General features: G+C 56.5%; 1 protein-coding gene. It reads left to right on the top strand.

The features are described 5' to 3' along the window. On the top strand, positions 1–214 hold a 214-nt coding region (locus ACGF49_RS25540; RefSeq protein WP_387493660.1), incomplete at both ends, for a hypothetical protein.

Raw genomic sequence — 214 nt, 5'->3', positions numbered from 1 at the left:
GTCGTCGTATCGTACTGCCAGTTCATCATCGAACCCGAAAACCCGGAATACGACCGACGCAAGTTGGACTGATTGAACCGCAAGTTGCCCTTAAGTTGGGGTCAAGTTGGGGTCAAGTTGGGCCCAAGTTGGAGGCCGGGAAATGGACGCCAGACCGCAGCAATACCGGGCTGAGCGGTCCGCAAGTTGGGGCAGACAGAAAAGGACTGTTCCG

The organism is Photorhabdus sp. RM96S (assembly GCF_042879335.1).
In the GTDB taxonomy this organism is placed as follows: Bacteria; Pseudomonadota; Gammaproteobacteria; order Enterobacterales; family Enterobacteriaceae; genus Photorhabdus; species Photorhabdus kayaii.
This window is presented reverse-complemented; position numbering and strand designations above follow the sequence as displayed.